Genomic DNA, 6,542 nt, shown 5'->3' on the forward strand with positions numbered 1-6,542 from the left:
GTTTCGAAAACTGTATCTAACTCGCCAATAATCCTTAATCCATTTTCCCATTCTAGAATCATGTCACGATCTTCATAATTTATTATTGTTTCTATTAAAGAGTCATACCACATATGCATCCTCTTTTCTTTTTTTTTATGGTCTTGATGGTACTATATGAGCACCGTCTTTTCCATAATGTATTATTCCTTTAGTAGTCTCAAGGTATTTACCTGTATCGCGATCATAGTATTTCCCAATTGGTTTACCAAAGTCTACTCTTTCTTTTTTACCGTTCGGTAGTAGTTGACCTTTCCCCGCAAACTTATCAAGCAGTTCTTGTGCTGTTTTATTATCACCATAGAAAATACTCTTATTTTTTCCATTTTCAATTTCTTGGTTGTAATTTGCGGTATTAGGAATATGTTTCTCTTGAGCACCTGGCTTTACTTTAACTGGGAACCCATTGACTTCTCTATAAGGTCCGATAGGTACTAAATTCTTACCATAAGAAGGTACACCATTATCCCTACCCTTAGTCCCTTCCAACCCACCAGTCTTCTTCGGCCCCTCTACCTTTTCAACCTTCTTAATCTTCCCGCCCATTGCCGTTCTGCTCAACTTGTAGGTTTTTGAGCTGCCTTGGGACCTTTTCCAAACGGGGTCAAGAAAAAGGCAGCGGTCTCTTTTTGCGTGAATGTTGTATCCTTGTCTATGATAATTTCGACATCTTCAAGGAACCAGAAGTCAAGGGCACCTTTAACTGCACCTAGCACGGATCCGCCAAACCCAGGTGGTATCATGTTGCCGTCAATAAATAACAAGCCGTTTATTTTGACTCTAATGAATCAGCTATTTGTATATTAAAAATAATATATAGGATTTTCGCTAATTATAAAATTATTGAAACATAAAATAAAAACCCCCTGGATTAAAAGGGGGAGTAATATTCAAAACAACATTTACCTTATTACAACACTTGGAGTGTATGTTGTTAGTATTTCTATTACATCATTCGGTGTAAAAAACACATAATGTACAACTTGGTTTGGCTCATAAATACCGGAACTTTCATGAAGAAACCAACTTATATACTCAGAGTTTGTTACTTTAAATAAAGTCCATTCACTGTAAAAATCTGTACCGTATTGTTGGTCCAAATAATTAAGTGTTTTCAATAACGCTCCTTCATCTGTATTCCTATAGGATAAGACTCCATCTTCAAACTTAACAACAAATTTCCTTTTATTTTCTTCGTCGCTAAACTCTAATAATATTCCATCTTTACTATAAATAAAGGTATCATTATATAATTTTGAGGGTACTCCATTAATTGGTATCCATCTTTCCCAATGTTCCAAATTTCTACCTCCTAATCATTCATTTAAATAAAACAATATATCATTAACAGCATATAACAAAAAATGACTTCCTCCTAACTCAGAGTCATCTTTTTTATGATCGTTTTCTTTTATTCACTTACCTTATCCCCCTGTACGATCCCCACCTTTAACATAACTAGTTGTGCCATTCTTATATGCAAATATAAATAGAGCAGCAAGGGGTAGTCTTACCCTTTTCTACAAAAATTCACTCGACTTCATAAAAGTAAATTACATATTATTCTAAACATTTCTAAACAAAAAACCTTGAAAGACTTTAGCCCATCAAGGTATATGTTTAAAGTACCATTTTTATTATTTACTATCCCTTTTCCATACCATTTCTCCGTCAGTTAAAAAAACTGCACTTGGGGGATCATCATAAAGTGAAATTTCAACTAATGAACCTTTCTTTTGTATTAACCAATTATATAAATTACTTTCTTCACTAGTAGGATGCGCTAAAATATCAATTACTTGAAATGTAACCGCATAATATTCGGTATAATTCACATCATGGTCATCCAACCCATTGTCTGTTTCAAAGAGTGTGTCTGGTTCACCAATAATCTTTAATCCACTATCCCACTCTATAATCAAGTCCCTATTATCTTTATACTCTTTTAACGCTTTTATTAACGGATCATATTCCATGTATATCCTCCTCTTATTACCTCTTTAATGGTTCTGAAGGCACTATATGCGCTCCGTCTTTTCCGTAATGAATCATTCCTCTAGTAGTTTCAAGGTATTCACCAGTATCACGTTCATAGTATTTTCCAATTGGTTTACCAAAGTCTGTGCTGCCTTATTAGCACCACAAACAAAAAAAGAAACCTTGATAGGCATTAAACCAATCAAGGTTTCATCATAAAATTATTTTAGTTTTGTTATCTGATTTGAGAGATAAACTCCTTGATACTTGACTCTACCTTCTTCATCGACAAACTCAACCTCATAGGCTTTATTAGGTGTATCATAAACCATTATTATAGTGCCTAAATCTCCTTTTTTTATTCCCTCGTTAGGGTCATCTTCTAAAACTATAACAGTTTCGTATACTTCAAAACTCATTATCTTCACCTACTTTACAAATAGTGTAGTCATTTCAGGTGTATTTGAGCCACTCTTAATAATCCATCCCGTTCTAACTGTGGCAGTTTTACCGTTTGCCCCTTTAATTAGCATATCAACAGTATATCTTTGACCGTATTGGTCTGCTTTCCCTAATGTAGCAGGTGTGTCCGTTAGGTTTTTCTGATTTTTTCATTAGTTGACTAGCATTACTTTCTCTCACCTACTTTAAAAAATAGAAATGCGTCGCGTCTCTTAATTCTTGCCTTATAATTCTTCACCATTTATAAAACCTTGAAAGGCATTTAGCCAATCAAGGTTCAATTATTTTATATACTTTATTTCAACGCTTCTTCTAATATATTCTTTTCATGTTCTAACATGCCACTTACTATAACGCCACAAACCATTTTATTTTTGTCTAAAGCAAATCCAACATTCTCATTTTGTACAATTGAAACAGTATCGTTTTCTGAAAATGAAATAAATACCTTATCAATCCCTATATAGACATTCAATATGTTGTTTTCATCTATATAAATTTTATCCTCATATTCTTCAACTTGAAAATTAGGTACGCCTTTTATTAAAGTAATATTTTTCATATCCAAGTTTAATTTTTCCATCTTGTATACGTTCTCACTCAACGTCAGAGTAATAGACCGAATACTTCCTGTATATTTTCCTATACCGATTTCAATTAAAGATTTCTTAAAATCCCCAGTTCTCCAATAAATCGTTGGTTCCTTTGATATATTCCAAGTACCGAATTCTATATTAATCGGTGTATAAATATCATATACAAAATTTAGAGACTGACTCTCTTTGTATTTTGTAACTTTTAACATTATCCTGTCTCCTTCTAAGGTCAATATACAGAGTACTTCATTGCTGGTAAACCACCTTTCCTTACTTCTTGTTTCTATACCTAAGGATAAACTGCACCCACTTTGTTAGACACCAATTGAATGTGCAGTTCTTTTGCCAATCAAGGTTCATATATTGTGCTATTCTCTAGCATACCTATATCTAATAAAAGCAATTAAGATTCAATAGTTGTTCGATCAACAAAATGTTGATTCTCTTCAATAATCATTCTTGAAAGGCGTCTTCCTGCCCTCTTAAAGAAAAATTCGTCCGTAAACTCTTGAGAGTCAATTTGCGAAACCTGATTAATAACTCTATTTTTTTTATCATATTCAATTCGTCCCATTAAATCTTCATTTGGGCCATATTGATATATTACCCTCTCTGCATCCTCAAATTGCTTCAACATTAAAACAAATACCGCCATGAATCTACCCTCCTAATAATTTTTCTCTCAATTCCACCGCACTACTGGTCTAATGCAGCAGTCGCTTTTGTGGATTTGTTTTGTCCTAATCTACTAATGGTTAATCTTTATAATGGAATCAAAAGTCAAGGACAGTAAAAAGATGTCTTTTCATTACAATCTATAATACATTTCTTTCTTTAAGCCATCGAACCTGTTTCTCTCCACCATAATCATGAATTAAGTTACTAACTTCAATTGCAATTATTTCGTTCTTTAAAATGTAGTATTTTATTCCATTCCCCTTTAAACAAATATCACAGTGTTTTACGCTCTCATGACTTAGAAGAATTATTGCGCCCTCATTATTATCAATTACTATTGCCTCATCTTCGCTTTTATAACAGTCGTTGGGATTAAAGGCTGGTACTCCATAAATTAATTCACTATATGTGAAAGTACCATATTTCACCTTTGAAGGATGGGCAAATATAACTTCTAACTCTTGCAAAAAACCCTTTGCACTTATTCTAATCAAGCAACTTGCTCCTTCAAAAAGATTAACCCCATCTTCGTTATTTATTGTTGAAACGAGATTAAAAGTACTCCCCTCTACATCTAGGAAAGCACAATACTCAATATCAATATTTTCCTTAATTTCACTAGTCATTAACATAACGAATTTCCTCCGTAGTTGTCTTCCAAATAGTCCGAATAAATATGACGTTAAAAAGTGCATTTTTGAAATTACACGTAAGGTTTTAGTCTTAGTCGACTTCATACTGATCAATTTTACCGTACTTAAAAGTATAGGCCCATGGATTACCTATCTTTTACTGTAATTTATCCATAAAAAAACTGCACCTCCCATTGAAAGATGATCTCAAACAATAGGTGAGCAGGTCATTAAACTCAATCAGATTTCCATTATGAGTTATTTTAGTTTTGTCATCTGTTATTTCTTAAGTGGATTCTATTAATATATTAATTGGCAAACAAAATTCATTACCTAAGTGAACATATAAATTTTCATTTTGATCGGTTCTGAAAACCTCCCATTCTTCATTTAAACCCTTATCAAGATAAGCTAGAAATTTTTCCTCATCTGCTTTACATTTTATTATTTTATTACTTTCCAACAGCCAATCCTGTTCAATGAGATTATTAAAAATTTTATTCTGATGTTCTAGATTCGATGAAAGTGCAATGATATTTTTTTTAACTGACTTATATAGACAAATATAATTATTAATTTGTTCGTTCCCTCTAGCTCCGATCAACCATACTAGCTTTAGTTCGCATGCACTTATTTCTTTTATTATTTCCAGGTCATCGCTAGGAACGTATTTTAAAAATGTCCAAAAATCTTCAAATTCCTTGGATGTCCAAATAATCGTTTTACATTTATAATGCATGTCTACAGGAAGCTTAGGTATCCACACTATTAAGTCGCCATATTTTCTAGAAACTACAGAATAGCTTTTACTAGAGCCATAATTTAAGTTCAACTCTAAATCTCCTGTTATTGACGTCACAAAATCTTCTGTATACCCTTCATAAATTATTTGTGAATCATAATTCAGTACTAACAATTCCTTTGACACTTCTCCATAAGTTCTATATTCTAATTTCATTTACTTCCATCCTCCATTTATTACAACACTTGGAGTGTATGTTGTTAGTATTTCGATTACATCATTTGGTGTAAAAAACACATAATGTATGAGTTGGTTTGGCTCATAAATACCTGAACTTTCATCAAGAAACCAATTCATAAATTCTGAGTTTGTAACTTTAAACAAAGTCCATTCGCTGTAAAAATCTACACCGTAGTGTTGATCCAAATAATTTAGCCTTTTCAACAAGGAGCCTTCATCTATATTTCTATAGGCTAATACGCCATCTTCAAACTTAAATTCAACTTTCTTTTGATTGTTTTCGTCACTAAACTCTAATATAATTCCTTCCTTACTATCCAGAAAACTATCATTAAATAATCTTGGGGGCAATCCAAATATCGGTATCCACCTTTCCCAACGTTCCAATACTATTCCTCCACTATTCTTTTCTTTTTTAAATCAGCAAGATTTGTAAGTATTTGAAAAAACCTTGAAGACATTAAGCATTCAAGGTCTATAAACAGTCCTATTCCTTCAATTTTACATTGGTACATACTACTGACAACCACGGTTTCGAGTAATCAGCGGTGAAAATTCCTAAATGTTGTTGCTCGCCTGAACTCCCTGTCAGTTCTTTAAAAAGAACAATCGTAAAGAGACTTTCTTTGTTTACTGAATCGAGGCATAAGGGAATTTCGCCGCTAATTTGGAAATCAACTTTTTGGCAGCCTTCAAAAATAATCTTCAATATTCTTGTAGTATCATGCCCATCTTGAATATCCCAATAATAATCAACATTAACTATCAGGTCCATTAGGTTGTCAGACCATCTTACTTCAGTAACCACGCTATCTGTAAAGTCGAAATTTCCAATAATATCTTGGAAGCTTACAGCCATTATTTCTGATTTTCCCTTTTCCATACACTTTGTCCGTCAGTTAAAAAAATTGCACTTGGAGGATCATCATAGAGAGAAATTTCAACCAATGAACCTTTCTCTTGTATTAACCAATTATATAAACCGCCTTTGTTTTTACTAGGATGAGATAAAATTTTACTTACTCTAAATACAGCTGCATCATATTCTGTATAATTTATATCATCCTCATCTAATCCATTATCTGTTTCGAAAACTGTATCTAACTCGCCAATAATCCTTAATCCATTTTCCCATTCTAGAATCATGTCACGATCTTCATAATTTATTATTGTTTC

Annotated in this window: 10 protein-coding genes and 3 pseudogenes; all 13 read right to left on the bottom strand. The window is 32.7% G+C overall.

Going from position 1 to position 6,542, the window contains the following annotated elements; translation table 11 throughout:
* Positions 1-135: 135 nt before the first annotated feature.
* Positions 136-582 (bottom strand): annotated as a pseudogene (locus tag L7D49_RS17970) (polymorphic toxin type 50 domain-containing protein); the annotation flags it as partial.
* Positions 583-941: 359 nt separating this feature from the next.
* The gene (locus L7D49_RS17975) at positions 942-1,340 is read right to left on the bottom strand and encodes a hypothetical protein (protein WP_238083506.1); all 399 of its coding nucleotides are present in this window, start codon (positions 1,338-1,340) and stop codon (positions 942-944) included.
* A 336-nt stretch (positions 1,341-1,676) separates the two neighbouring features.
* Positions 1,677-2,015, bottom strand: a complete 339-nt coding sequence (locus L7D49_RS17980) for a hypothetical protein (protein WP_238083508.1) — start codon at positions 2,013-2,015, stop codon at positions 1,677-1,679.
* Positions 2,016-2,031: 16 nt separating this feature from the next.
* A pseudogene (locus L7D49_RS17985) lies at positions 2,032-2,148 on the bottom strand (polymorphic toxin type 50 domain-containing protein); the annotation flags it as partial.
* Positions 2,149-2,237: 89 nt separating this feature from the next.
* The gene (locus L7D49_RS17990; RefSeq protein WP_238083510.1) at positions 2,238-2,435 is read right to left on the bottom strand and encodes a DUF4926 domain-containing protein; all 198 of its coding nucleotides are present in this window, start codon (positions 2,433-2,435) and stop codon (positions 2,238-2,240) included.
* 9 nt (positions 2,436-2,444) lie between these two features.
* Positions 2,445-2,600: pseudogene (locus L7D49_RS20385) on the bottom strand (DUF6883 domain-containing protein); the annotation flags it as partial.
* Between the two features lie 173 nt (positions 2,601-2,773).
* Positions 2,774-3,283 carry a hypothetical protein gene (locus L7D49_RS17995; RefSeq protein WP_238083513.1) on the bottom strand — a complete coding sequence of 170 codons (510 nt, stop codon included), beginning with the start codon at positions 3,281-3,283 and terminating at the stop codon, positions 2,774-2,776.
* Positions 3,284-3,477: 194 nt separating this feature from the next.
* Positions 3,478-3,729 (bottom strand): hypothetical protein, encoded by a 252-nt coding sequence (locus L7D49_RS18000; RefSeq protein ID WP_238083515.1) that lies wholly within the window; start codon positions 3,727-3,729, stop codon positions 3,478-3,480.
* Between the two features lie 160 nt (positions 3,730-3,889).
* A complete protein-coding gene (locus tag L7D49_RS18005) occupies positions 3,890-4,384 on the bottom strand; it encodes a hypothetical protein (RefSeq protein WP_238083516.1) in 495 nt (164 codons plus the stop codon).
* 286 nt (positions 4,385-4,670) lie between these two features.
* A complete protein-coding gene (locus L7D49_RS18010; protein WP_238083518.1) occupies positions 4,671-5,342 on the bottom strand; it encodes a hypothetical protein in 672 nt (223 codons plus the stop codon).
* Entirely contained in the window at positions 5,343-5,753 is a 411-nt protein-coding gene (locus L7D49_RS18015; RefSeq protein WP_238083520.1) for a hypothetical protein, read from the bottom strand.
* Between the two features lie 100 nt (positions 5,754-5,853).
* Positions 5,854-6,249, bottom strand: a complete 396-nt coding sequence (locus L7D49_RS18020) for a hypothetical protein (RefSeq protein ID WP_238083522.1) — start codon at positions 6,247-6,249, stop codon at positions 5,854-5,856.
* The coding region (locus L7D49_RS18025) for a hypothetical protein (RefSeq protein ID WP_238083524.1) at positions 6,225-6,542 on the bottom strand (318 nt) is incomplete at its 5' end. The genes L7D49_RS18025 and L7D49_RS18020, both read right to left, overlap by 25 nt.

The organism is Sporosarcina cyprini (assembly GCF_022048975.1).
Taxonomy (GTDB): domain Bacteria; phylum Bacillota; class Bacilli; order Bacillales_A; family Planococcaceae; genus Sporosarcina; species Sporosarcina cyprini.